We start from the raw sequence: 21153 nt of genomic DNA, 5'->3' as shown, positions 1-21153 counted from the left end.
TCGGGTGTGCGGCCACGGCAAAGCAGGTCGCGGTGGGACAATCCAGCCATGTTAATCGAGAAAAATGTCCCCCTGCGCAGCTATAACAGCTTTGGCATTGTGGCCCGCGCCCACACCCTGGTGCGCGTGGCCAGTGAAGCCGATCTGCAGGCGCTGCGGGCCGATGCCGCCCTGGCCGCGCAACCTAAATTCGTGCTGGGCGGCGGCAGCAATATCGTGCTGACCGGCGACGTCAAGCCGGTGGTGTTGAAGGTGGAGGTACGCGGCAAGCGCCTGCTGGCCGAGAGCGACAAGGCCTGGGTGGTCGAGGCAGGCGCCGGCGAGGCCTGGCACGACTTCGTGGCCTGGACGCTGGACCAGGGCTACCCAGGTCTGGAAAATCTGGCGCTCATCCCCGGCACCGTGGGTGCGTCCCCGGTGCAGAACATCGGCGCCTACGGCGTGGAACTGCAAGACCGTTTTGATTCGCTGGATGCGGTGGATCTGGCCACCGGCGCCAGCTTCAGCCTGAACGCCGCGCAGTGTGCGTTCGGCTACCGCGACTCCGTCTTCAAGCACCAGGGCGGCCTGGGTCTGGAGGGCCGGGCGCTGATCACCCGCGTGCGTTTCCATCTGCCCAAGAACTGGAAGCCAGTGCTGGGCTACCTGGATCTGGAAAAGAAAATGGCCGCCACCGGCGTCCAGCAGCCCGCGGCGCGCCAGATATTCGACTGGATCTGCGAGATCCGCCGTGCCAAGCTGCCCGACCCGCAGGTCATAGGCAATGCCGGTAGCTTCTTCAAGAACCCTACCGTCAGCGCCGAGCAATGCGCCGACATCATCGCCCGCGACCCGCGCGTGGTGTACTACCAGCTGGCCAACGGCACGATGAAGCTGGCTGCCGGCTGGCTGATAGACGCCTGCGGCTGGAAGGGCAAGACCGTGGGCAACGCCGGTGTGTTTGAGAAACAGGCCCTGGTACTGGTGAACCGCGGCGGCACCGACAACCCTGTCACCGGCGGCGAGGTGATGACCCTGGCCAAGGCTATACAAACCAGCGTCTACGAACGCTTCGGTATCCGACTGGAGCCCGAGCCGGTTGTGGTCTAGCTATACCTTAGGCAAGCATAGCGAAGCCCCTTCCAGAAACACCGCAGAACTGGCTTAGCCAGGCTGCAGGTGTTGCCCCCTGCGTGTCACATCTGTTTTTCAAACCGATGTGAGTGGGGTTGGCGCAAGACGCGCAGCGCTGTAGCCTGGGGGGGGTCAACCAAAATGGCAGATGTAGTGGTAGGGGGCGGTTACGCGGATCTGGAACGAGCTGTTGCCGGGCACGCTGAACTTTTCGCCCGCACCCGACTTCAGCCATTCCGTGGCGCCGGTCAGCAGGTATTCGCATTCGCCGCCCACGCCTTCCATGATTTCGGGAGCGCCGGTGTTGAAGGTCAGGGTGGCTGGCAGGATCACGCCCACGCTTTTCTTGGTGCCGTCGGCAAAGGTGATGCCGTGGCTGATGCACTTGCCGTCGAAGTAGACGCTGGCTTGGGTGGTAACGCTGACGTTGTCGATCTTTGCGGTGGTCATGCTTGGTTTCCTGGATTAACTATCAATTTCATAGCTGCTCGCGCAGGTAATACCTGCGCGAGAGGCATATTTGGCTTAAATTTTGGCTGGCACGCCCGTTGATTCTAGGGCGGCCGGGCGCTGCTTTTAGGGGGCTTTGCCGGCCCAGGCGTCGGCGCTGAAGCCCACCGTGGTGCTGTCGCCCCATTCCACCACCGGGCGCTTGATGGTGCTCGCGTGCTCGCGCATCACCGCCTGGGCGCTGGCCGCGTCGACCACCGACGCCTGCAGCGCCGGGTCCAGCTTGCGCCAGGTCGTGCCCTGGCGGTTCAAGACCTTTTCCCAGCCCACGGCCTGGGTCCAGGCGGCCAGTCGGTCGGCCGGCACACCGGCTTTCTTGAAGTCATGGAAGGTGTAGGGCAGGGCGTGGTTGTCGAGCCAGACGCGGGCCTTTTTGACCGTGTCGCAGTTGGGGATGCCGTAGATGGTAATCATGGCCGGATTATTCCAGAGGGTAGAAGCATCGCCGAAAGCTATGTATTCGGTAGCAGCTTGCGCATGCCGTATAAGCGCAAGAGGCTTAAAACACCTATAAGTTGTGCAGAAATACCCCTTCCAGAAACACTGCGGAACTGGCTTTGCCAGGCTGCTGGTGTTGCCCCCTGCAAGGGGGTGGGCGAGAGCGAAGCGCAGCCTGGGGGTGAGACAATCTTCTTATGCAAACCTTGAACGACTGGCTGGCGCACTGCGAACGGCTACACCCCATCACCATTGAGCTCGGCCTGGACCGGGTCCGTACCGTTGCCGAGCGCATGGGCCTGCGTTTTGATTGCCCGGTCATTACCGTGGCGGGTACCAATGGCAAGGGCTCCACCTGCGCCATGCTGGAGGCGATCCTGCTGCAGTCTGGCTACCGCACCGGGGTCTATACCTCGCCACACTTGGTGCACTTTGAAGAACGCTGCCGTATCGGTGGTGAAATTGCAAAAGCTTCTGATTTTGTAGCGCACTTCGCAAGTGTGGAGGGCGCTAGAGGTGATATTTCTCTGACATATTTTGAGTTCACCACCTTGGCCATTTTTGCGTTGATGGCGAGTGCCAAGTTGGACGCGGTGATTCTGGAAGTCGGCCTGGGCGGCCGCCTGGACGCAGTCAACATCATCGATACCGACTGCGCCGTGATCACCAGCGTGGATCTGGACCACATGGAATTCCTGGGCAATGACCGCGAAACCATAGGCCGAGAGAAGGCCGGCATCATGCGCGCCGGCAAGCCGGTGGTGGTCAGCGACCCGGTGCCGCCGCAAAGCGTGGTGGACCACGCCAAGTCCATCGGTGCAGACCTGTGGCGTTTTGGCGAGGATTTCAATTTCTCCGGCGACAAGCAGCAGTGGGGCTGGGCCGGCCGCGGGCGGCGCTACAGCGGCCTGGGCTACCCGGGTCTGCGCGGTGCCAACCAGTTGATGAATGCCTCGGGCGTGCTGGCCGCGCTGACGGCGCTGCGCGAGCGCCTGCCGGTCACGGCCCAGGCGGTGCGCACCGGCTTGTCCATGGTGGAGCTGCCGGGGCGCTTCCAGATCGTGCCGGGCCAGCCCACGCTGGTGCTGGACGTGGCGCATAACCCCCATGCCGTGGCGGCGCTAACCGCCAACCTGGACGCCATGGGCTTCTACCCCACGACCCACGCGGTGTTTGGCGCCATGGCCGACAAGGATTTGCTGCCCATGCTGGCGCGCATTGGCCCGCTGATCGACCGCTGGTATTTCACCGATCTGCCCACCGCCCGAGCCGACTCGGCGCAGCACTTGCAAAGCCAGTGGCAGGCCCAAAATACCCGCCAGGATGCCAGCAGTTCCGTGCATGCTGGCCCGGTGGAGGCGCTGCAGGCTGCCATCGCCGCCGCCGACCCCGCTGATAGAATCGTGGTCTTTGGCTCGTTTTACACGGTCGGTGGCGTCCTTGAGGGCGGTATTCCCCGGCTGCACGCCAAACACATGGGCTCTTGACTCTCCTCCGCATGGCTTTCTTCAAGTTCCGTTCAGGCGGCTCCAAAAACGACGAACCGTCGCCCGGCCCCGCTGAAACCATCGACGGCATGCGCCGCCGCGCCCGCCACCGTTTGATCGGTGCGGCCCTGCTGGTCGGTGTGGGTGTGGTGGGTTTCCCACTGCTGTTCGACACCCAGCCGCGCCCGATTTCGGTAGACATCCCCATCGACATCCCCGACAAGGCCAAGCTCAAACCGCTGGCCATAGACGGGGCCGAGGCCGTGGTCAAGGTTGACAAGCCGGTCGCCACCGAAGAGCCGGTGGTCAAGGAGGCCGTGAAGGAGTCCAAAGAAACCAAGGCCGTGAAAGAGCCCAAGGTCTCTACCGAGTCCAGCCTGGACCCCAAGGAAGAGGTAGTGGCCGCACGGCCAGCGCCCAAGCCGGAAAAGCCGGCTGTGGCCAAACCCGAACCCAAGCCAGAAGCTAAGCCCGAGCCCAAAGTGGTGGAAGCCAAGGCCGAAGCCAAGCCGGCGCACAAGTCGGAAGACGACAGCGCCAAGGCCCGGGCGCTGCTGGAAGGCAAATCCTTGCAGGACGCTGGTGATGGCCGTTTCATTGTGCAGGTGGGCGCGTTCGCCGACGCCGACAAGGCCCGCGAAGCCCGCGTCAAACTGGAACACGCCGGCCTGAAGACCTATACCCAGGTGGTGGACACCAAGGACGGCCCGCGCACCCGGGTGCGCGTCGGCCCCTTCACCAAAAAGACCGAGGCCGACAAAGCCGCAAGCAAGATCAAGGCGCTGGCCCTGCCAGCCTCGATCCTGGCTTTGTAAATGCCGGGCGGTATGGCGACGCTGGACTGGATCGTACTGGCGATTCTGTGCGCATCCCTGTTGCTGGGAGCGGTCCGTGGTCTGGTGTATGAAGTGTTGTCGGTGCTGGGTTGGATTGTGGCCTTTGTGGTGGCGCAGTGGTTTGCTGCCGATGTGGCGCAGCATTTGCCCATGGGCCAGGCGTCTGCCTCGCTGCGATTCGCCGCCGGGTTTGTGCTGGTGTTCGTTGCTGCGGCGTTCGCGGCCGGGTTATTGGCAAGTTTGTTGAAAAGTCTGGTGCAGGCCGTGGGCCTGCGGCCAGTGGACCGTGTACTGGGCGCCATTTTTGGCCTGGTGCGCGGCGTATTGTGGATATTGGTCGCTGCAGTGGTGGTCCATCTGACCGGTTTGCACCGGGGGCTGTGGTGGCAGGAATCACGCAGCGCTGCAATTGCGACCGAGGTGCTGCATACCGCCCGGCCGCTATTGCCAGAAGCTTTCGCTAAATTTTTACCGTGACGCAAGTCATTCGCTAGGGAACAAAACCATGTGTGGAATCGTTGGAGTTGTCAGCAACGCCCCCGTCAACCAGTTGATTTACGACGCTCTGTTGCTGCTGCAGCACCGGGGCCAGGATGCGGCGGGCATCGTGACGCAATTGGATCGCAAGTTCTACATGCACAAGGCCAAGGGCATGGTGCGGGATGTGTTCCGCACCCGCAATATGCGCGCTTTGCCCGGCAATTGCGGTTTGGGCCAAGTGCGTTACCCCACGGCCGGCAATGCCTATAGCGAGGAAGAGGCTCAGCCCTTCTACGTGAATGCGCCTTTCGGCATCGTGCTGGTGCACAACGGCAACCTGACCAATGCCCATGCGCTGAAGGCCGAGCTGTTCAATACCGACCATCGCCATATCAACACCGAGAGCGACTCAGAAGTCCTGCTCAATGTGCTGGCGCATGAAATTGAAAAGTCCACCCGTGGCCTGCCTCTGTCGCCCATGGACGTGTTTGCCGCCGTGCGCAATGTGCACCGCCGCCTGCGCGGCTCCTACGCGGTGATTGCGTCGATTGCCGGCCATGGCGTGCTGGCATTCCGCGATCCGTTTGGCATCCGCCCCATGTGCGTTGGCCGTGCGCCAGGCTCGGTGATGCTGGCCAGCGAATCGGTGGCCCTGGAAGGCACACTGCACACACTGGACCGCAATCTGGCACCCGGTGAAGCCGTGTTTGTCGATCTGGAAGGCAATGTGCAGTACCAGCAGTGCGCCGATGCGCCTACGCTGAATCCTTGCATCTTTGAATATGTGTACCTGGCGCGGCCGGATTCGGTGATGGACGGCATCTCGGTCTACCAGGCGCGTTTGAACCTGGGCGAAACCCTGGCCAAGCGTGTCATCTCCACCGTGCCGCCGCAAGACATCGACGTAGTGATCCCTATCCCCGAGTCCAGCCGTCCCAGCGCCATGCAACTCGCGCAGCTGCTGGGACTGCCGTACCGCGAAGGTTTTGTGAAGAACCGCTATGTGGGTCGCACCTTTATCATGCCCGGCCACGAAGTGCGCAAGAAGTCGGTGCGTCAGAAGCTCAATGCCATCGCCAGCGAGTTCAAGGGCCGCAATGTGCTGCTGGTGGATGACTCCATCGTGCGCGGCACCACGTCCAAGGAAATCGTGCAGATGGCCCGTGATGCGGGCGCCCGCAAGGTCTATATGGCCAGCGCTGCACCGCCGGTGCGCTTCCCCAACGTTTACGGCATCGACATGCCCACCAAGAGTGAGCTGGTGGCCCATGGCCGCACTGTGGAAGAGGTTCGCGAGCTGATTGGCTGTGACGCCCTGATTTACCAGGACGTGGAAGGCATGAAGAGGGCGATCTGGGCGGCCGCCTCGACCAACACTGATACGCTGGACACCAAGATCAGCGGCTTTGATGCCTCTTGCTTTGACGGCGTTTACGTCACAGGCGATATCACCTCGGACGATATCCAGCGCCTGAATGAGGGTCGCCCGGGCGGACAGGACCCGGATGGCGATAACTCCCGCCTGGCTTTACCCAACGCCGAACACGCGTAACCATTGATATCCATGACACAGAAGACCCGTACCCGTTTCGCGCCGTCGCCCACCGGCTTTATCCACCTGGGCAATATCCGTTCGGCCCTGTATCCCTGGGCATTTGCCCGCGCTACCGGCGGCGACTTCGTCCTGCGTATTGAAGATACCGATGTGGAGCGTTCCAGCCAGGTGGCGGTGGACGTCATCATTGAAGGCATGAACTGGCTGGGCCTGGACTATGACGAAGGTCCGTTCTACCAAATGCAGCGCATGGACCGCTACAAGGCGGTATTGGCGGATTTGGTGGCGGCCGGCCATGTCTATCCCTGCTACATGTCTGTCGCCGAACTGGATGCCTTGCGCGAGGCGCAAATGGCGGCCAAGGAAAAGCCCCGCTATGACGGCACCTGGCGGCCCGAGCCGGGCAAGACTTTGCCCGCAATCCCCGCCGGCGTGCAGCCCGTGCTGCGTTTCAAGAACCCGCAGGGCGGGGCGGTGGTCTGGGAAGACAAGGTCAAGGGCCGTATTGAAATCAGCAACGATGAGTTGGACGATCTGGTGATTGCTCGCCCCGACGGCACTCCCACCTACAACTTCTGTGTGGTGGTGGACGATCTGGACATGGACATCACCCATGTCATCCGCGGTGACGACCATGTGAACAACACGCCGCGTCAAATCAATATCTTCCGTGCGCTCGGCAAGGAGCCACCGGTGTATGCCCACCTGCCTACCGTGCTAAACGAGCAGGGCGAGAAGATGAGCAAGCGCAACGGCGCCAAGCCGGTAACGCAATATGCGGCCGAAGGTTATTTGCCGGACGCGATGGTGAACTACCTGGCCCGCCTGGGCTGGAGCCATGGCGACGACGAAATCTTTAGCCGTGAACAATTCCTGCAGTGGTTCAACCTGGACCATCTGGGCAAGAGCGCCGCGCAGTTCGACGAAGCCAAATTGCGTTGGGTGAACGCCCAGCATCTGAAGGCCATGGTCGATGATGCACTGGCACCGCTGGTGGCCGCCCATTTGCTGGCACGTGGTATCACGACCGACGAGCGTCTGCCGGCAATTTGTGGCTTGTTCAAAGACCGTTGCGACACCACCGTGGTGTTGGCCGACTGGGCGGCCAAGTTCTATACAGAGGTAGCGCCCCAGGCCGAAGAGCTGGCGCAACATGTGACGCCTGCCATCCAGCCCGCACTGGCGTTGCTACGTGACAAGCTGGCAAGCTGCACCTGGGACAAGCCTTCCATAGCCGCAGCCATCAAAGAAGTGCTGGTTGCGCAGGGCATTAAAATGCCGCAGTTGGCAATGCCAGTGCGCGTATTGGTCATGGGGACGGCGCAGACGCCGTCCTTGGACGCAGTGCTTTTTTTAAGTTCTCGCGAAAATATTTTGCGGTGCTTGCAAAAGTCCTAAATTGCACGCTATAATTTGAGGCTTGGAAGGTTACAACAAAGCAGAGCTTACAAGGCAAAGCAGCGTTGATGGTTACGGGGGTATAGCTCAGCTGGGAGAGCGCTTGCATGGCATGCAAGAGGTCAGCAGTTCGATCCTGCTTACCTCCACCACCAAATCTTTTGAAGAATTTTGAGTGTGGAAGTTATTTTTGATAACGTTGTTCCAAGGTTTTGACCCTATCGTCTAGAGGCCTAGGACACTACCCTTTCACGGTAGGTACCGGGGTTCGAATCCCCGTAGGGTCGCCAAGTTGTAGCGCTTGGGTGTGTTGCTCGTAAGAGCTGTGTACCGAAAGCTATCTACCAGGAGTGGTAGTTCAGTTGGTTAGAATACCGGCCTGTCACGCCGGGGGTCGCGGGTTCGAGTCCCGTCCACTCCGCCAAAATGGAAAAAGCCTTCTAGTTCGTCAGAATTAGAAGGCTTTTTGCTTTGTGATTTTTTATTTTCGCGCCATAGGGACGCAGCATGACCGATCAGACGCAATCCTCACCCCAATATCCTGAAGACAGCCTGCTGGTGGAGTCGCTGGATATCGAGGCCCAGGGCATTGCCCACAAGCCGGACGGCAAAGTGGTATTCATCAAGGGGGCGCTGCCGTTTGAGGTGGTCACTGCGAATATCAACCGCAAGAAAGCGACTTTCGAGCAGGCTACTGTCGGAGCCATACACCGCGCGTCTTCGCAGCGGGTGCAGCCCGGTTGCCCGCATTTTGGTTTGCACGAAGGGGCTTGTGGTGGTTGCAAGATGCAGCATTTGCACGTTGGAGCCCAGGTCGCCATCAAGCAGCGGGTCCTGGAAGACAATCTTTGGCACCTGGGAAAGGTCAAACCCGAGAATATTTTGCGTCCCATTGAGGGGCCATCTTGGGGTTACCGCTACCGCGCGCGCCTGTCGGTGCGTTTTGTGCGCAAAAAAGGCGAAGTACTGGTCGGTTTCCATGAGCGCAAGAGCGGCTATGTGGCCAATATGCGTGAGTGCAAAGTGCTGCCTCCGCATGTGAGCGACTTGTTGCTGCCCTTGCGTGCCTTGATTGGCTCCATGGAAGCGCGGGAAACCCTGCCGCAGATCGAGCTGGCCTGCGGCGACGCCGTGACGGCCCTGGTATTGCGTCATATGGAGGCTTTGAGCCAGGCCGATCTGGCCAAACTGCGAACTTTTGGCGCGGCGCACCAGGTGCAATGGTGGTTGCAACCCAAGGGACCGGACAGCATCCATTTGCTGGAAGAGGGCGGCGAGCAGTTGTCGTATGCCTTGCCCGAGTTCGGCATCACGATGCCGTTCAAGCCCACCGATTTCACCCAGGTGAATCCGCACATCAACCGCGTTCTGGTGGTGCGGGCGCTGCGCTTGCTGGATGTGCAAAAGAACGAACGGGTGATCGACTGGTTCTGCGGCTTGGGTAACTTCACCCTGCCGCTTGCGACCCAGGCGGGCGAGGTACTGGGCATCGAGGGTAGCGAGGCCCTGGTCGCACGTTCGCGTGAAAACTATAAGACAAATAAGACCTCAGCGCAGGCAGGTTCTGCACTAGCTGCTACTAAGTTTGTAGCGCGCAACTTGTTCGAGATGACGCCCGATGTGTTGACCGCTGACGGCAGTGCCGACAAATGGCTGGTCGATCCGCCGCGCGAGGGCGCGTTTGCCCTGGTGCAAGCCCTGGCGGAACTGCACCAGACGCCGGCATTGCGCCGGGGCTGGACGCCGCCGCGCCGTATCGTCTATGTGAGCTGCAACCCAGCTACCCTAGCGCGCGATGCCGATGTGCTGGTGCACCAGGCGGGTTACCGCTGTGTTTCGGCGGGGATGGTGAATATGTTCCCGCATACCGCCCACGTCGAAAGCATGGCGGTCTTCGAGCTGGAAGGCTAAAGTCAAGCGGGGCTAGGAGGCCTTGGCTTTGGTGCCGCGCGCTTCCTTGGCGTCCGAGGTGGGCTTTTCCTTGGTGGTTGCGACGGCCTGGTCCGCTACGGGCTGCTCGCCTTCAGCGGGAATCTTGACCACCGAGGGCGTGCCCTCGATCTTGTTCTCGCGCATATAGGCGTCCATCTCTTTCCAACCTGCGAAAACCAGAGACCGCTGGGCTTTGGGATTGAGTGTGTAGCAATCTTCGATGCCGCGCAGCGCGTGGCGGCAGGCGCCACCCGTGGCCTTGGCATCGGCCTCGCGTTGGACCACCTTGGGGTCTGGATAGATCCCTGGGATCTCGCAGCCGGCTAACAGCAGGACTACGCAACTGGCGAGAAGATGGCGGCTTGGCATGGGGCCTAAATTTCAGAAAAGATACTGTGGTTATCGGCTTTTTGGGTCTGGTATTGAGCGGAAGTTTCCTGAGAGACCAAAGAAAAAGGCCCCGGAGGGCCTTTTGAGGGGGGCTGGCCCGGCGCTCAGTCGCGCTCGCCGCCCATGATGCCCAGCAAAGCCAGCAGGCTTTGGAAGATGTTGAACAGGTCGAGGTACAGGGCCAGTGTGGCGCTGATGTAGTTGGTTTCACCGCCGTCGATGATCTGCTTCAGGTCATACAGCATGTAGGCGCTGAAGATGCCGATGGACGCGACCGACAAGGCCATCATGCCGGCCGTGGAGCCCACAAAGATGTTGATGATGCCGCCCACCAGCAGTACCAGCATGCCGACAAACAGCCATTTGCCCATGCCCGACAGGTCGCGCTTGATGACGGTGGCCACGCTGGCCATCACCAGAAACACACCGGCCGTGCCGCCAAAGGCGGTCATGATCAGGTCAGGCCCGTTCTTGAAGCCCAGCACCATGGCGATCATGCGCGACAGCATCAGACCCATGAAGAAGGTGAAACCCAACAACACGGGTACGCCGGTGGCCGAGTTCTTGGTCTTCTCAATGGCATACATGAAGCCGAAGGCGCCGCCCATGAAGACGATCAGGCCCAGGCCGCCGGTCAGCGCTTGGGTGATGCCCGTGGCCACACCCAGCCAGGCGCCCAGCACGGTGGGTACCAGGCTCAGGGCCAGCAGCCAGTAGGTGTTGCGCATGACGCGGTTGCGTTCCTGTTGCGACACGCCATAGCTGTTGATGGTCTGGCCCACGCCAAAACTCGTAAAACGGTCATTCATAGTGGAAGCTCCTTGAAGGCTGCAATAGCAGATGGGGAAATTCTAGGCCGATTCAAGACTGGGACCGAATTTTGCATGCCCTATTTTGCGTGGGGATACCCCATATGCACTGCCTGGCCCCCTTGGAGGCTGGGGCGCAGCCGTTATGCTTCTACCTTTTATCCACTTTCAGGGACGTAGCCATGAAAACAAAATCCGTACTCGAATTCGCCGATGTCAAAGCCATTGCTGCCGCTGCCGAAGCCGAAGCACTGAAAAACCAATGGGCCGTGACCATCGCCATCGTGGACGAAGGCGGCCACCTGCTGCATCTGCAGCGCCTGGACGGTGCCCCCGCCTTGAGCGCCCACATCGCGCCGGCCAAGGCCCACACGGCTGCCTTGTCGCGCAAGGAATCCAAGGTGTACGAAGACATCATCAACAATGGCCGTACCTCGTTCCTGAGCGCGCCGGATGTCAAGGGCCTGCTGGAAGGCGGCGTACCTATCCTGAAGGACGGCTTCTGCCTGGGCGCGGTGGGTGTCAGCGGCGTGAAATCGTCCGAAGACGCGCAGATTGCCAAGGCCGGCATCGCCGCCATCGGTCTGTAATTTGCTCTCTTTTTAGGAGCTGCTAGCGCAGGTGTTCTCTGCGCCAGCAGCTCTTTTCATTTGTAGAACGGGCTGGCGGCCAAAGCCTGTTCGCATTCCCCCACGATCCACTCTCGGAAGCGCTGCAAGGTTTGCGCGGAGCGGGGCGCCTGGGGTTCCACCAGAAAATACCCGTTGCCGGTACGGCTGGGCGGCTGGCAGGCTGGCACCAGCTGGCCGCTGCGCACAAGGTCGTCCACCAGCGGTACCCAGCCCAGCGCCACGCCTTGGCCGGCGGTGGCGGCCTGGATGACCAGCGGGTAGTTGTTCAGCGTCAGGTCACGGTTTTCACCTGTGCTGGCCAGGCTATGCAGGGCCAGCCAGCTGTCCCAGCCTAGCCAGCGCTGGGGTTCGGTGCTTTCCAGGTGCAGCAAGGGCAGGTGGACCAGTTCTGACGCGCTGCCTTGCAGCTCATATTGCGCCAGAAAGCGCGGGCTGCAGACGGGCAACACAATCTCTGGAAACAGACGCTGTGCCGTGCAGCCCGGCCACTGGCCGGCACCGAAGGCGATGGCAATGTCCACCGGCTCACCCCGGATGTCGAAGGCGTTTTGGGTGGTGACGATGCGCACGTCCAGATTCGGCACCAGGGCCTGCAGCGCAGCCAGCCGGGGCATCAGCCAGTAGGTGGCAAAGCCGAAATCGGTGGCCACGGTCAGCACCTGGCGGCTGCGCCGTGCGCGGATCTTGGCCGCTGCGTCGCCTATGCCGGCTAGGCTTTCGCGCACCGCGCTGAATAGCTGGGCGCCGTCGGCTGTTAGTGACACGCCACGGTGCTCGCGCTTGAACAGCGGCACGCCCAAGTCCTCCTCCAGCAGGCCGATGCGCTGGCTAACTGCGGGCTGGCTGGTACCCAGCTCTTGGGCCGCGGCGGTAAAGCTCAGGTGGCGCACCGCAGCCTCAAAGTAGACCAGGCTGTGCAGCGGCGGCAGGCGTTTCGGGTTTGACATAGCTGTGGCTTATGCGTGCATAAGAAATCTCAGTCTTCACGCGCAGATTCTGCCTGCATAAACTGGATTTTTACATAAATCCATATTATGTTGGGACGAGCCAATGGATGCACCCGCGCACAGCCGCAAGCCGAATATTCTGATACTGATGGCCGACCAGCTCACGCCGTCGGCCTTGGCCGCCTATGGCAACAAGGTCAGCAAGACCCCGCATATCGACGCGCTGGCCAAGGCCGGCGTGGTGTTTGACGCGGCCTATACCAATAGCCCGCTGTGCGCGCCGTCGCGCTATGTGTTCATGGCCGGCAAGCTGCCCTCGGCCATTGGCGCCTACGACAACTCGGCCGAGCTGCCGTCCGAGGTGCTGACCTTTGGCCACTATCTGCGCCATGCAGGCTACCGCACTATCTTGTCGGGCAAGATGCATTTCTGTGGCGCCGACCAACTGCACGGTTTTGAAGAGCGCCTGACCACCGACATCTACCCGGCCGACTTCGGCTGGACGCCCGACTGGGACCAGCCGGAGGTCCGACCCAGCTGGTACCACAACATGGGCTCGGTGCTGGATGCCGGCACCTGCATCCGCAGCAACCAACTGGACTTCGACGAAGAGGTGGTGTTTCTGGCGCAACAGAAGCTGTTCGACATCGTGCGCGACGACGATGCCCGGCCGTTTTGCATGCTGGTGTCGATGACGCACCCGCACGACCCCTACGCCATTCCTAAAGCCTATTGGGACCTGTACCGCGACGAAGATATTGACATGCCGCGCGTGGGGCCTGACGAGGTGCCGCTGGACCCGCACAGCGAGCGCCTGCGCCATGTAAGCGACATGGATAGCACGCCCATCTCTGACCAGCAGACGCGCAATGCGCGCCACGCCTATTACGGCGCGGTGTCGTACGTGGACGAGCAGGTCGGCAAGATTTTGCGCACGCTGGAGCAGACCGGCCAGGCCGACAACACCATCATCCTGCTGTTGTCCGACCATGGCGATATGCTGGGCGAGCGCGGGCTTTGGTACAAGATGAACTTCTTTGAAAACGCCTGCCGCGTGCCGCTGATCGTGCACGCGCCCGCGCGCTTTGCGCCGCACCGGGTGGCGGCGTCGGTGTCGCTGGTGGACATACTGCCGACTCTGGTGGATCTGGCCTGTGCTGGCGAGACCCCAGCCTACCCGGAGGCCATCGATGGGCGCAGCCTGTGGCCGCATCTGCTGGGTCAGGAGGGGCATGACGAGGTGGTGGGTGAATACCTGGGTGAAGGGGCGGTGGCGCCGCTGGTGATGCTGCGCCGGGGCCGCTACAAGTTTGTGTATTCACCCGCTGACCCGGACCAGCTGTACGACCTGGTGGCCGACCCGGACGAGCGGCACAACCTGGCTAACTTGGCCGGTGACCCCACGCACACGGCCCGCCTACAGGCCTTCCGCAGCGAGGTGGTCGCACGCTGGGACATGCCAGGCCTGCGTGCCGCCGTGGTGGCCAGCCAGCGCCGGCGCCGCTTCCACTTCGCAGCCCAGAGCCAGGGCGTGCGCCAGGCCTGGGATCACCAGCCCTACCAGGCTGCCAGCCAACGCTATATGCGCAACCACATCGACCTGGACACGCTGGAAGCACGGGCTCGCTATCCAGTTGTGAAGCCGGTGGTGAAACCCATTGTTAAACCCGATGCCGCTGGCATCCAACTTGTAAGCTAGGAGTGCACCATGGGACGTGAACGTGTTTTGCTGGCGGCAGCCAGTGTGATGGCCGGGGCTTTGCTGATGGGCCACAGTGCCAGCGCAGCCGAGCCCGAGGCTTGCAGGCAGGTACGCATGGCCGACCCCGGCTGGACGGACATCACCGCCACCAACGCCGTGGCGGGCATCTTGCTCAACGCCCTGGGCTATGAGCAGAAGGTGGCATCGCTGTCGGTGCCCATCACCTATGTGGGTGTGAAGAAGGAGCAGATCGACGTCTTCCTCGGCAACTGGATGCCGGCGCAAAAAGGGCTGGTCGAGCCCATCTTGAAAGAGGGTGCGATGGAGGTGCTGCATGCCAATCTGCCCGGCGCCAAGTTCACGCTGGCCGTGCCCGGCTATGTGGCAGATGGCGGTGTGAAAAGCTTTGCCGATCTGGCGAAATACGCCGACAAGTTCGACCACAAGATCTACGGCATCGAGTCGGGTTCGCCTGCTAACCAGAACATCAAGAAGATGATCGAGGCCAAGAGTTATGGCCTGGACGGCTGGACTCTGGTCGAGTCGAGTGAGCAAAGCATGCTCAGCCAGGTGGCGCGCAAGGAAAAGGGCAAAGACTGGATCGTCTTCCTGGCCTGGGAGCCGCACCAGATGAACACCAAGTTCCAGATCAGCTACCTGGACGGCGACAAGGACTACTTTGGCCCCAACTACGGCAGCGCCACGGTCAACACCGTGTCGCGCAAAGGCTATGCAAGCCAGTGCCCGAATGTGGCGCGCTTGTTCAGCCAGCTGGAGTTCACGGTGGACCTGGAGAACAAAGCCATCACCGATGTGCTGGACCAAAAGATCGATGCCAAGGCGGCCGGTATGCGCCAACTCAAAGCCAACCCCAAGATGCTGGAGGCCTGGCTCGCCGGGGTGAAGACCTATGGCGGCGATGATGGCCTGGCGGCGGTCAAGAAGGTGCTGGCTCAGAACTGAGTGTTGGGCTAAGTGCTGTGGCCGTGTGGGAAAAAAAGCATGGCTAGTCGAAAAGTGGCCGGGGCCGCTCTCCGTTGGCTAGCAAAAAACGACCCTTGCAGACTTCGTGCTGAAGCCCTGGGAGTCGCCCCACGATGAAACAAATGCCGCCTCTGCGGGCGCAGGGGCAGCGGTGAAATGACGGGCTTACTTGGTCAGTATCAGCTTGCCTTGCTTGGTGTTGTGCAGGCGGTAGACCGCGCCGTTGTGCATGATCTCCACCGCCTTGTGGCCGCGCAGCAGGTCACGGCTTTCCAGGGCCAGGGTCTTGGTGGCAGCAACCCCGTCCACCAACATGCCTTGGAACGCGCCATTGGCGTTCTCTCCCGATGCGGGATTGAACTGGGGGCGGGCGGCTAGGTTGGCGTACATAGGATGCTCCTGAAAGAATGGTGCTGAACTTGCGATTGGTTAATGATAACCATTCTCAATTAATCCGCAAGTCCCTGTAAAGACTTATTTATCAAGGGGCCTTGGGTTCGGTGATGAAGCCGATCTTCTTGATGCCGCTTTGCTGGGCCGCCGCCATGGCCTGGGCCACGCGTTCGTAGCGCACGTTCTTGTCGCCACGGATATGCAGCTCGGGCTGGGGCTCTTTCACCGCCTCGGCCTGCAGCATGGGTACCAGATCGGTCTCGGCGACCTTGTTTTCATTCCAGTAGTAGTCGCCCTGCGCATCCACGCTCAGGCGGATGGTGGCGGGCTTGGCGTCCTCTACCTGGTTGGTCGCGCGTGGCAGATCCACATTGACCGAATGCTTCATTACCGGAATGGTGATGATGAAGATGATCAACAGCACCAACATCACGTCCACCAGGGGCGTCATGTTGATTTCGTTCATTACCTCATCGGGTTCGTCCTGGGTACCGAAGGCCATGCTCAGTTCCCTTTCTTCATGGGCACGACATTGGCTGCGTTGCCGCTGGCCACACGGGCGCCGGTGACGAAGAAGGCGTGCAGGTCGTGGGCAAAGCTGTTCAGTTTGATCAGGATGGACTTGTTGCCGCGCACCAGGGCGTTGTAGCCCAGCACAGCCGGAATGGCCACGGCCAGGCCCAGGGCGGTCATGATCAGCGCTTCACCAATGGGGCCGGCCACCTTGTCGATGGTCGATTGGCCGGACATGCCGATGCTCAGCAGCGCGTGGTAAATGCCCCAGACCGTGCCGAACAAGCCGATGAATGGCGCGGTGGAACCGACGGACGCCAGGATGGCCAGGCCCGCCTGCAGCTTGGCGGTGAACTCGTCGATGTTGTTGCGCAGGCAGCGCGTGACCCAGTCGCTCACATCCAGGCTGTCATGCAGATGGGCCTTGGTGTTGCGGTGGTGGGCGGTGGCTTCGCGGCCTTCCAGGGCGATTTGCAGAAAGGGGTTGCTCTGGTCATCGCCCAGCTTCTTCAGGCCGGTGGCGAAGTCTTCGCTGTGCCAGAAGTCAGCGGCGCCGCCAGCCAGCTTCTTGAACTTGAAAATGTCCAGGGCCTTGACCAGGATGACGATCCACGAGGTCAGCGACATGGCCAACAAGATGATGGCCACGGTCTTGGTGACAAAGTCGCCCTGGGTCCAGACGTTGGCGATGCCGAATTGCGATTCCATTCAATACTCCAGATAAGAAAAAAACTATTCAAGAACCCAGTTCACGGGCGCGTTGTAGGCCATGGCTGTGGGCACACCGTTGCGCTTGCCCGGCACGTAGCGCCAGGACATCACGGCGGTGTAGGCCGCCTGGTCCAGACGGTCGTAACCGCTGGACTTCAACAAGGTCGCGCTGGTCGGCAAGCCGTCTGCGCCGATCATCACGGTGTAGATGGACGTGCCTTGTTCCCCCAGCCGCTTGCTGATGACGGGATAGCGTGGCTTGGGGTTGTTCAGATAGTTGGCGTCGCTGGACGGCAGCTCCACCTTGGGCGGGGCCGGTGGCGCAGCAGGCGGGGCGGGCGGGGCCACGGCAACCGGCGCCGCGATCGGCGGCGCAGGCGGCTGGGGCGTGGTCACGCCAGTGGGGGCATTGGGGGAGGGTGTGGGGTCGGCAATCGCCAGGGGCTGCGGCGCGGGCGGCAGCACCGGGGCTTTGGTTTTGACCACCGGTTGCTTGACCGGCGTGGGCGGTACCGGTGGTGCGGGCTTGGGCTGGGGCGGCTCGATGAATTCGCTGAGCATTTCCACCGGCACGATGACGTCAACGGCCTTGCGGACCAGGCCGCTTTGCAAGGCCCACAGGGCCACCACGTGGAAAGCCAACACGCTGCTCACGATGACGGCATTGCGGCTGAGGCGCGGGGCGACGGAAGGCAGGGAGGCAGTGCTTTGCATACGTGGGATAGCGCCTGAGAGAGCCTAGGGGGCCAAAGAATGGAAGCGGCGCTGCACGCCGGGGCGGCCCACCAGTTATTTATGAAAGATCCACCAGGCCGAGCCCAGTACCAGGATCAGGCTGCCGCCAAGCGTGCCGAGGAGTTCCATGCCTTGCTCTCCAAAATGGATGTGGCGAGCTGGATGGCTGCGACGGGTTGCGAGGCGCTGCACTGCGCCACGATGTCCCGGGCACAACCTTCGCATTGGCCGCACTGGGTGGCGACACCCAGTTCCAGCTGGATATCGCTAAAGCACATGCCTGCACGCACATGGCGGGCAATATCGCGGTCAGATACTCGTTGGCATACACAGACGATCATGGCGGCAAGCAAATTGGCTGGCGGTGAAAGATGCGTAAGTATAAACACGAATTACTATCATTTGCAACCCATTGATTTTGGCAATCGTTTGGCGAGGGGTGTTTGTGTTCGGTTTATGGGTGGGCCAGGGGACAGACGGGCGATCTGGCTCCATATTCGGGGTACTATTATTTTGATAGCTGCCAGCGTACGTAAATACTGCGATAGAGGCCTGAAAGACCTGTAGGTTGTGTGCTTGGTTTTAAGTGGCACCAGGGTGGATGCGGCACACTGGCATACCCATTGCTTTTTTGAACCATGCCTATCGACATCCCCCCGGCTGCACTGCAGGCCAAAGAACTGGTGGAAAGCTTTCTGCGGACCATCATGGTGCCCGACCCCGAGGGCGCGCGCGCCTTCATTGCGCCCGAGCTGCGCATCCGCTTCACCGGCGGCCGTGCCATGCGCGACCCGGCCGAATGCAGCGCCTTCAACGCCAGCCGTTATGCCTGGGTGAAAAAGAAGTTTGAACAGACCGACGTGGTGGCCGGCGCCACCGAGGCCGAGGCCATCGTCTACAACATCGGCACCCTGTACGGCGCCTGGCCCGACGGCACGGCTTTCGAGGGCAACCGCTATGTAGACCGCTACGTGGTGCGCCGCGGCCTGATCGTGCAGATGGACGTGTGGAACGACAGCGCCGAATGGCTGCTGGTGCGCGCCGGCCTGTGCGAGCCGATATGAGTGCAGACATGAGCACATTCGCCCCTCCCATCCCCGGCAACGGCCGCTTTGCCTACAGCCCCATCATCCGCCGTGCCCGCTACAGCTGGCCGAATGGCGCCAAGCTGGCGGTGTACCTGGGTTTCAACATCGAACACTTTGCGTTTGGCGAAGGCCTGGGCGCCTGCATAGGCCCCAAAACCGCGCAGCCCGATGTGCTGAACTACAGCTGGCGCGAGTACGGAAACCGCGTGGGTGCCTGGCGCTGCCTGGAGCTGTTCGACCAGCTGCAACTGCCCACCGGCGCACTCATCAACACCGCGCTGTACGAGCATTGTCCCGAGCTGGTCCAGGCCTTTGTGGCGCGTGGCGACGAGCTGATCGGCCACGGCTACAGCAATGCCTTCAACCAGGCCAATCTCAGCGAAGAAGACGAGCGCGCACTGCTGGCCGATTGCCGCACGCGCATAGCCAGCCACAGCGGCACGGCGCCCAGCGGCTGGCTGTCGCCCTGGATTGCCGAGAGCCGCAGCACGCCCGATCTGCTGGCCGAGACCGGCTACAGCTACACGCTGAACTGGTGCCATGACGACCAGCCCACCGCCATGGCTACACGCAGTGGCCAGCGCCTGTGGTCCATTCCCTACCCGCAGGAGCTGAACGACATCCCCATGGTCATAGGCCGGCTCATGGACGGCAAGGCCTTTGCCGACATGGTGGTAGACAACTTCGACGAGATGCTGCAGCAGGCCCGCCAGCAACCGCTGGTCATGGGCATTGCGCTGCACCCTTACATCGTCGGCCAACCCTACCGCCTGCGGCACTTGCGCCGCGCGCTGGAGCACATCGCCCGCGCGCGCGATGCCGGCCAGATCTGGATCTGCACACCCGGCCAGATTTGCCAGCACGCCGAGCAGGTGCACGCAGCATGAGCGCCACCCGCAACGCTGCTTCCACCCAGGGCATGGTCACCAGCCCGCACGCGCTGGCTTCGCAAGCCGGGCTGGACGTGCTGGCCGCCGGCGGCAACGCCATCGAGGCCGCTATCACCATCGCCACCAGCCTGGGCGTGGTCTACCCGCATTTTTGCGGCCTGGGTGGCGACGCCTTCATGCTGATCGCCGACAAGGCGGGCCAAGTGCAAACCCTCTCCGGCATAGGCCAGGCGCCGCAGGTTTTGCCCGGCTACAGCGGCGCAATTCCTGTGCGCGGCCCGCAGTCCATGCTGACCACCGCCGCTACGGTGGACCTGCTGGGCCAGGCCTTTGAGATCAGCCGCCAAGCCTGGGGCGGGTCGCTGGGCTGGCAGCGCCTGCTGGTGCCGGCCATAGCCCAGGCGCGCGACGGCTTTGCCATCTCCGAGTCCGAGCGCTTCTGGCTGCAGATGCGTCTGCCCGAGATGGCGGCGCTGCCCGGCGTCGCCGCCCAGTTTCTGTACCAGGGCGCGGTGCCCGCTGCCGGCTTTCTGCGCCAGCAGCCGGCGCTGGCTGCCACGCTGGAAACCCTGGCGGTCCGCGGCCCGCGCGACTTTTATGAAGGCCAACTGGCCGCGCGTATCGCGCAGGGCCTGGCCCAGGCCGGCAGCCCGCTGACGGCTGCCGACCTGGCCCGCACCCGGGCGCGGGTGGAGGCGCCGCTGTCTGTGCCGTATCGGGGCGGCACGCTGCTGGCCCACCGGCCGCCCACCCAGGGCATCACCACGCTGGAGACCATGGGCATCCTGGAGCGTTTCGACCTGGCCCAGATTCCCGAGGGCAGTGCCGACTACTACCACCTGCTGGTCGAGGCCATCAAGCAGGCCTTCATGGACCGCAACCGCCATGTGGCCGACCCCGAACATGCCGATGTGCCCATCGAGCGCCTGCTGTCTCCGGCCCACCTGGACCAGCGCGCCAGCACCATCCGCATGGACCAGGCCTTGCCCTGGCCGCAGCCCTTCCAGACCGGCGACACGGTCTACATCGGCGCGGTAGACCGCTGGGGCCAGGCCGTGTCCATGCTAGCCACCACCTATTTCGACTGGGGTAGCGGCGTGCTGGTGGGCGATACCGGTGTGCTTTGGCACAACCGGGGCGCGGCCTTCTCGCTGGACCCGCAGCACCCGAATGTGCTGGCACCCGGCAAGCGCCCGTTCCACACCCTGAACCCCGGCATGTATCTGCAAAACGGCAAGCCCAGCATCCTGTACGGCACGCAGGGTGCCGACGGCCAGCCGCAGACCCTGGCCGCCATACTTACCCGCATGATCGATTACGGCATGGACCCGCTCAGCGCCCTGGCCCGGCCGCGCTTTCTGCTGGGCAAAACCTTCTCCGACGCGCGCGACTCGCTGAAGCTGGAAGAAGACGTGCCGCCCGAGGTGTTCGCCGAATTGGCCCGGCGTGGCCACGCCCTGAGCCCGGTGGCGCGCCAAAGCCCGCTGATGGGACACCCTGGCGCCATCCGCATCGACCCCGCCAGCGGCCAGATGCGCGGTGCGCACGACCCACGCAGCGACGGGCTGGCTTTGGGTTTGCCCGGTTGATGCTATTTAATTGATAGCTTC

23 protein-coding genes and 3 tRNA genes are annotated in these 21153 nt (G+C 62.1%); 16 read left to right on the top strand and 10 right to left on the bottom strand.

The window, feature by feature from the left end; translation table 11 throughout:
* Positions 1–48: 48 nt before the first annotated feature.
* The gene (gene murB, locus AC07R0_RS11495; RefSeq protein ID WP_495104908.1) at positions 49–1089 is read left to right on the top strand and encodes a UDP-N-acetylmuramate dehydrogenase; all 1041 of its coding nucleotides are present in this window, start codon (positions 49–51) and stop codon (positions 1087–1089) included.
* A 156-nt stretch (positions 1090–1245) separates the two neighbouring features.
* Here murB and ppnP read toward each other — a convergent pair whose 3' ends face one another.
* Positions 1246–1563, bottom strand: coding sequence for a pyrimidine/purine nucleoside phosphorylase (ppnP, locus tag AC07R0_RS11490; protein WP_490592364.1), 318 nt, complete (start codon positions 1561–1563; stop codon positions 1246–1248).
* Between the two features lie 126 nt (positions 1564–1689).
* Positions 1690–2037 carry an arsenate reductase gene (locus AC07R0_RS11485; protein ID WP_495104907.1) on the bottom strand — a complete coding sequence of 116 codons (348 nt, stop codon included), beginning with the start codon at positions 2035–2037 and terminating at the stop codon, positions 1690–1692.
* A gap of 221 nt (positions 2038–2258) precedes the next feature.
* On the opposite strand from AC07R0_RS11485, the gene folC reads away from it, so the two are divergent.
* The 9 genes from folC (at position 2259) to rlmD (ending at position 9728) form a co-directional block, all read left to right on the top strand.
* Positions 2259–3548 (top strand): bifunctional tetrahydrofolate synthase/dihydrofolate synthase, encoded by a 1290-nt coding sequence (gene folC / locus AC07R0_RS11480; protein ID WP_495104906.1) that lies wholly within the window; start codon positions 2259–2261, stop codon positions 3546–3548.
* An 11-nt stretch (positions 3549–3559) separates the two neighbouring features.
* On the top strand, positions 3560–4363 hold the full coding sequence (locus tag AC07R0_RS11475; protein WP_495104905.1) for an SPOR domain-containing protein: 804 nt from the start codon (positions 3560–3562) through the stop codon (positions 4361–4363).
* 12 nt (positions 4364–4375) lie between these two features.
* Complete coding sequence (locus AC07R0_RS11470; RefSeq protein ID WP_495097444.1) at positions 4376–4861, top strand: CvpA family protein; 486 nt, start codon at positions 4376–4378, stop codon at positions 4859–4861.
* A 28-nt stretch (positions 4862–4889) separates the two neighbouring features.
* A complete protein-coding gene (gene purF, locus AC07R0_RS11465) occupies positions 4890–6416 on the top strand; it encodes an amidophosphoribosyltransferase (protein ID WP_495097445.1) in 1527 nt (508 codons plus the stop codon).
* A 12-nt stretch (positions 6417–6428) separates the two neighbouring features.
* Entirely contained in the window at positions 6429–7817 is a 1389-nt protein-coding gene (gltX, locus tag AC07R0_RS11460) for a glutamate--tRNA ligase (protein WP_495104904.1), read from the top strand.
* A 76-nt stretch (positions 7818–7893) separates the two neighbouring features.
* A tRNA-Ala gene (locus AC07R0_RS11455) sits at positions 7894–7969 on the top strand.
* Positions 7970–8031: 62 nt separating this feature from the next.
* Positions 8032–8107 (top strand) — tRNA-Glu (locus AC07R0_RS11450).
* Positions 8108–8164: 57 nt separating this feature from the next.
* Positions 8165–8241 (top strand) — tRNA-Asp (locus tag AC07R0_RS11445).
* Between the two features lie 83 nt (positions 8242–8324).
* Entirely contained in the window at positions 8325–9728 is a 1404-nt protein-coding gene (gene rlmD, locus AC07R0_RS11440) for a 23S rRNA (uracil(1939)-C(5))-methyltransferase RlmD (protein ID WP_495104903.1), read from the top strand.
* A 12-nt stretch (positions 9729–9740) separates the two neighbouring features.
* Here the strand turns inward: rlmD and AC07R0_RS11435 are convergent, their stop codons facing one another.
* Both AC07R0_RS11435 and AC07R0_RS11430 read right to left on the bottom strand, forming a co-directional pair.
* Positions 9741–10118, bottom strand: a complete 378-nt coding sequence (locus AC07R0_RS11435; RefSeq protein ID WP_495075310.1) for a hypothetical protein — start codon at positions 10116–10118, stop codon at positions 9741–9743.
* A 125-nt stretch (positions 10119–10243) separates the two neighbouring features.
* Positions 10244–10948, bottom strand: a complete 705-nt coding sequence (locus AC07R0_RS11430) for a Bax inhibitor-1/YccA family protein (RefSeq protein WP_495075311.1) — start codon at positions 10946–10948, stop codon at positions 10244–10246.
* Positions 10949–11130: 182 nt separating this feature from the next.
* Here AC07R0_RS11430 and AC07R0_RS11425 point away from each other — a divergent pair, with 182 nt between their 5' ends.
* Positions 11131–11538 carry a GlcG/HbpS family heme-binding protein gene (locus tag AC07R0_RS11425; protein ID WP_495075312.1) on the top strand — a complete coding sequence of 136 codons (408 nt, stop codon included), beginning with the start codon at positions 11131–11133 and terminating at the stop codon, positions 11536–11538.
* 56 nt (positions 11539–11594) lie between these two features.
* On the opposite strand, the gene AC07R0_RS11420 is transcribed toward AC07R0_RS11425, so the two are convergent.
* Positions 11595–12527, bottom strand: coding sequence for a choline sulfate utilization transcriptional regulator (locus tag AC07R0_RS11420; protein ID WP_495104902.1), 933 nt, complete (start codon positions 12525–12527; stop codon positions 11595–11597).
* 103 nt (positions 12528–12630) lie between these two features.
* On the opposite strand from AC07R0_RS11420, the gene betC reads away from it, so the two are divergent.
* Entirely contained in the window at positions 12631–14226 is a 1596-nt protein-coding gene (betC, locus tag AC07R0_RS11415; protein ID WP_495104901.1) for a choline-sulfatase, read from the top strand.
* 48 nt (positions 14227–14274) lie between these two features.
* Positions 14275–15192 carry a choline ABC transporter substrate-binding protein gene (gene choX, locus AC07R0_RS11410; RefSeq protein ID WP_495104925.1) on the top strand — a complete coding sequence of 306 codons (918 nt, stop codon included), beginning with the start codon at positions 14275–14277 and terminating at the stop codon, positions 15190–15192.
* A gap of 186 nt (positions 15193–15378) precedes the next feature.
* Here the strand turns inward: choX and hemP are convergent, their stop codons facing one another.
* The 5 genes from hemP to AC07R0_RS11385 form a co-directional block, all read right to left on the bottom strand.
* A complete protein-coding gene (hemP, locus tag AC07R0_RS11405; RefSeq protein WP_495097450.1) occupies positions 15379–15603 on the bottom strand; it encodes a hemin uptake protein HemP in 225 nt (74 codons plus the stop codon).
* Between the two features lie 91 nt (positions 15604–15694).
* Positions 15695–16108, bottom strand: coding sequence for an ExbD/TolR family protein (locus tag AC07R0_RS11400; RefSeq protein ID WP_495075316.1), 414 nt, complete (start codon positions 16106–16108; stop codon positions 15695–15697).
* A 2-nt stretch (positions 16109–16110) separates the two neighbouring features.
* Complete coding sequence (locus AC07R0_RS11395; protein WP_495075317.1) at positions 16111–16827, bottom strand: MotA/TolQ/ExbB proton channel family protein; 717 nt, start codon at positions 16825–16827, stop codon at positions 16111–16113.
* Between the two features lie 24 nt (positions 16828–16851).
* Positions 16852–17544, bottom strand: a complete 693-nt coding sequence (locus AC07R0_RS11390; RefSeq protein WP_495104900.1) for an energy transducer TonB — start codon at positions 17542–17544, stop codon at positions 16852–16854.
* A 116-nt stretch (positions 17545–17660) separates the two neighbouring features.
* Entirely contained in the window at positions 17661–17906 is a 246-nt protein-coding gene (locus AC07R0_RS11385; protein WP_495075319.1) for a (2Fe-2S)-binding protein, read from the bottom strand.
* A gap of 297 nt (positions 17907–18203) precedes the next feature.
* On the opposite strand from AC07R0_RS11385, the gene AC07R0_RS11380 reads away from it, so the two are divergent.
* Genes AC07R0_RS11380 through ggt form a run of 3 tightly spaced genes read left to right on the top strand, consistent with a single transcriptional unit; the run spans position 18204 to position 21132 of the window.
* Positions 18204–18629, top strand: a complete 426-nt coding sequence (locus AC07R0_RS11380; RefSeq protein WP_495104899.1) for a nuclear transport factor 2-like protein — start codon at positions 18204–18206, stop codon at positions 18627–18629.
* Positions 18630–18637: 8 nt separating this feature from the next.
* On the top strand, positions 18638–19540 hold the full coding sequence (locus AC07R0_RS11375; RefSeq protein ID WP_495104898.1) for a polysaccharide deacetylase family protein: 903 nt from the start codon (positions 18638–18640) through the stop codon (positions 19538–19540).
* A complete protein-coding gene (gene ggt, locus AC07R0_RS11370; RefSeq protein ID WP_495104897.1) occupies positions 19537–21132 on the top strand; it encodes a gamma-glutamyltransferase in 1596 nt (531 codons plus the stop codon). Before AC07R0_RS11375 ends, ggt begins: the two co-directional genes overlap by 4 nt.
* Positions 21133–21153 lie beyond the last annotated feature (21 nt).

It is taken from the genome of Rhodoferax sp. GW821-FHT07F03, from assembly GCF_059418745.1.
This window is presented reverse-complemented; position numbering and strand designations above follow the sequence as displayed.

Excerpts from the sequence above, each read along its gene's own strand:
- murB (WP_495104908.1), top strand. The coding sequence starts at position 49 with ATGTTAATCGAGAAAAATGTCCCCCTGCGCAGCTATAACAGCTTTGGC.
- ppnP (WP_490592364.1), bottom strand. The coding sequence starts at position 1,563 with ATGACCACCGCAAAGATCGACAACGTCAGCGTTACCACCCAAGCCAGC.
- AC07R0_RS11485 (WP_495104907.1), bottom strand. The coding sequence starts at position 2,037 with ATGATTACCATCTACGGCATCCCCAACTGCGACACGGTCAAAAAGGCC.
- folC (WP_495104906.1), top strand. The coding sequence starts at position 2,259 with ATGCAAACCTTGAACGACTGGCTGGCGCACTGCGAACGGCTACACCCC.
- AC07R0_RS11475 (WP_495104905.1), top strand. The coding sequence starts at position 3,560 with ATGGCTTTCTTCAAGTTCCGTTCAGGCGGCTCCAAAAACGACGAACCG.
- AC07R0_RS11470 (WP_495097444.1), top strand. The coding sequence starts at position 4,376 with ATGGCGACGCTGGACTGGATCGTACTGGCGATTCTGTGCGCATCCCTG.
- purF (WP_495097445.1), top strand. The coding sequence starts at position 4,890 with ATGTGTGGAATCGTTGGAGTTGTCAGCAACGCCCCCGTCAACCAGTTG.
- gltX (WP_495104904.1), top strand. The coding sequence starts at position 6,429 with ATGACACAGAAGACCCGTACCCGTTTCGCGCCGTCGCCCACCGGCTTT.
- rlmD (WP_495104903.1), top strand. The coding sequence starts at position 8,325 with ATGACCGATCAGACGCAATCCTCACCCCAATATCCTGAAGACAGCCTG.
- AC07R0_RS11435 (WP_495075310.1), bottom strand. The coding sequence starts at position 10,118 with ATGCCAAGCCGCCATCTTCTCGCCAGTTGCGTAGTCCTGCTGTTAGCC.
- AC07R0_RS11430 (WP_495075311.1), bottom strand. The coding sequence starts at position 10,948 with ATGAATGACCGTTTTACGAGTTTTGGCGTGGGCCAGACCATCAACAGC.
- AC07R0_RS11425 (WP_495075312.1), top strand. The coding sequence starts at position 11,131 with ATGAAAACAAAATCCGTACTCGAATTCGCCGATGTCAAAGCCATTGCT.
- AC07R0_RS11420 (WP_495104902.1), bottom strand. The coding sequence starts at position 12,527 with ATGTCAAACCCGAAACGCCTGCCGCCGCTGCACAGCCTGGTCTACTTT.
- betC (WP_495104901.1), top strand. The coding sequence starts at position 12,631 with ATGGATGCACCCGCGCACAGCCGCAAGCCGAATATTCTGATACTGATG.
- choX (WP_495104925.1), top strand. The coding sequence starts at position 14,275 with ATGGCCGGGGCTTTGCTGATGGGCCACAGTGCCAGCGCAGCCGAGCCC.
- hemP (WP_495097450.1), bottom strand. The coding sequence starts at position 15,603 with ATGTACGCCAACCTAGCCGCCCGCCCCCAGTTCAATCCCGCATCGGGA.
- AC07R0_RS11400 (WP_495075316.1), bottom strand. The coding sequence starts at position 16,108 with ATGGCCTTCGGTACCCAGGACGAACCCGATGAGGTAATGAACGAAATC.
- AC07R0_RS11395 (WP_495075317.1), bottom strand. The coding sequence starts at position 16,827 with ATGGAATCGCAATTCGGCATCGCCAACGTCTGGACCCAGGGCGACTTT.
- AC07R0_RS11390 (WP_495104900.1), bottom strand. The coding sequence starts at position 17,544 with ATGCAAAGCACTGCCTCCCTGCCTTCCGTCGCCCCGCGCCTCAGCCGC.
- AC07R0_RS11385 (WP_495075319.1), bottom strand. The coding sequence starts at position 17,906 with ATGATCGTCTGTGTATGCCAACGAGTATCTGACCGCGATATTGCCCGC.
- AC07R0_RS11380 (WP_495104899.1), top strand. The coding sequence starts at position 18,204 with ATGCCTATCGACATCCCCCCGGCTGCACTGCAGGCCAAAGAACTGGTG.
- AC07R0_RS11375 (WP_495104898.1), top strand. The coding sequence starts at position 18,638 with ATGAGCACATTCGCCCCTCCCATCCCCGGCAACGGCCGCTTTGCCTAC.
- ggt (WP_495104897.1), top strand. The coding sequence starts at position 19,537 with ATGAGCGCCACCCGCAACGCTGCTTCCACCCAGGGCATGGTCACCAGC.